Source organism: Candidatus Symbiopectobacterium sp. (assembly GCF_020054415.1).
Taxonomy (GTDB): Bacteria; Pseudomonadota; Gammaproteobacteria; order Enterobacterales; family Enterobacteriaceae; genus Symbiopectobacterium.
This window is the reverse complement of the sequence record NZ_JAHWCO010000152.1, coordinates 1-2,036: the sequence shown is the minus strand read 5'-3', so window position 1 is coordinate 2,036 and position 2,036 is coordinate 1. Positions and strand designations below refer to the sequence as shown.

Sequence of the window (2,036 nt, the reverse complement as noted above, 5' to 3'; positions counted from 1 at the left end):
TCGTATTCTGCTTTTTCATCGCCATCGTGCAGGCAGACTTTCAGGCCGGTGCGTAAGGATTTAAGAACGCTGTCGGCTTTCGGCCCCCATTTTTCTTTAGCTACCTGAGCGATAGCCGCTTCAATTTCTTTCACGCAGGGATGGTCGGGTGTGAAAATAAATGCAGCGCTAAATCGTGGTTCACCTTCGCCATTAACAGTCTTAGGTTCAAACAGCGCAGGGAAGGCCAATCTTACATTTGATAATTTAACTTTCATCGTGATGCTCCATAAATGAGGGATTCAGCGGCTTCAATATCGTCAAAGTCGTTTACGGGATTGATAATTAATGCCGGTTTGGGATCGGCTTCTGGCACCATGGCGGGTTTTCCGTCAGGGCGGGTAATAATGGCTTCTACCTGTGCCCAGCGGCGCGGTTTGGCCTTTTTAATGAGTTTCTCGGCCTGCGCCGGGCTGATAACTTTGAAGGTATAAACTTCTTCCTTTTTATACCGGAACTGGTCTTTAAGCAGGGCAATTGCCTCTTCTTCACTGCTCCACGAACGGTTACCCTGTTTACCCTGAACCAGTTTATAGCCGGAAACGGAGTGACCATTTTGCAGCAGGTTAAATGCCGCAGAGCGGACGCTTTTACACCAGCTTTCGATATGGTCAATCAGCGGTAGCGTTTCGCCCAGCCATTTCCCATCCGATTCAGCCAGCTTCTGATGGGCAGTGGTCAGTGCGTCTTTCAGAGGCGGCGGGTCGGCTATTTCACTGAAATCATTTATTAGCGCAGCCGCGACATACTCCGCTTGCGCCTGGCATTTACCTCGCCGCTTACACCAGCGGCAGGTTTTCTCACCCGGTTGATAGGCCGAAGCCGGGATAACATCCGGGCCGTTTTTCCCGGCGTCGTCTGCCAGTTGCAGCACATCGGCAGCGATGGCTTTCACGTTCTGCCCGAACTCCTCCAGATTTTGTACGCTGCATTCGTATTCGCTGAGGTTGTTGATGCGGGGCTGGTGGATAAACATGCGTACCCGGTGTATGTCGGCGATCAGGCTGACCTGCTCCAGCGCACCGAGGGCGTAAAGCATGAGCTGGGGGTTTTCGAACGCATCCACTTTCTCATAACCGTATTTGAGGTCGTGGATCTGGAGTTCATCACCGAGGATGATCACCGCATCCGAAGTACCAAACTGATTGGGTATACCAACGATGTGAGAGAAGTCGCATTTCTGCTCTACCAAGAGTATCGCGCCGGGTTGCTGCGCCAGCGTCCAGACCGCTTCAACGTACTCTCCCACCTTATCAACCATTTCCTGGCTGACCTGCGGGACAGGACTGGCTTTTGACCGAGGTTTCAGCCGGTTACGGAGGATCGTTTCGGCCAGATGATGCGCTGTTATGCCTTCTTCGGCATAACTCGTGGTTTTGTTCGGCTCAAACTGCTCCGCTGCCAGTGCCGCGTTGCAATGTAGCCAGCGGTGAGCGGATGAGGGGGAAAGTTTCGCGTGAATATCTGGCATGGCTTATCCCTCCGCCAGCGCCTGTTCTGCCAGCATCACAACGTCTGCCAGATTTTCCTGTGGCACCTGCCCCAGCTTCTGGGCACCGAATTTATTCAGGATGTCTACGGCCTGGTGACGATAACCGCCTGTCGTCAGTTCCATAATCAGGTTTCTCGCCTGCTTGAAAATGTTTTCCGGGGTATCGCCAACGGTGGCTTCTGTTTCCTTTTTGGTCACTGTCGGCTTAACACCTGCGCGTTCATCGCGTGGCGTATCCAGCAATAATTCGGCGTATTCGCGACGCTCGGTGATCCCCGGCAACGCATCCCAATGCTCAAGCATCTGGACAGCCAGATTGAATACGTCCTCACCATGCAGTTGGGTTGCGCGCGGCACGCCTTTCAGGGCCATCGTCAGTGCGTCAATCTGCGCATTGTGATCTTTGCCGTTGAGCGTTTCCGTCACGTCAACCGCGGCGGTGATTTTATCGCTGTCCAGATAACGGCCCTCGTTACCGTAGAGCGCCGCCAGCGCAACGGCTACC

The 2,036-nt window shown here is 53.5% G+C and carries 2 protein-coding genes and 1 pseudogene; all 3 read right to left on the bottom strand.

Annotated elements, in window-relative coordinates:
* The coding region (locus QZ506_RS04590; protein WP_291969377.1) for an ssDNA-binding protein at positions 1-257 on the bottom strand (257 nt) is incomplete at its 3' end.
* Positions 254-1,510, bottom strand: coding sequence for a DUF2800 domain-containing protein (locus tag QZ506_RS04585; RefSeq protein WP_291969375.1), 1,257 nt, complete (start codon positions 1,508-1,510; stop codon positions 254-256). The genes QZ506_RS04585 and QZ506_RS04590, both read right to left, overlap by 4 nt.
* 3 nt (positions 1,511-1,513) lie before the next feature.
* A pseudogene (locus QZ506_RS04580) lies at positions 1,514-2,036 on the bottom strand (hypothetical protein); the annotation flags it as partial.

Excerpts from the sequence above, each read along its gene's own strand:
- QZ506_RS04585 (WP_291969375.1), bottom strand. The coding sequence starts at position 1,510 with ATGCCAGATATTCACGCGAAACTTTCCCCCTCATCCGCTCACCGCTGG.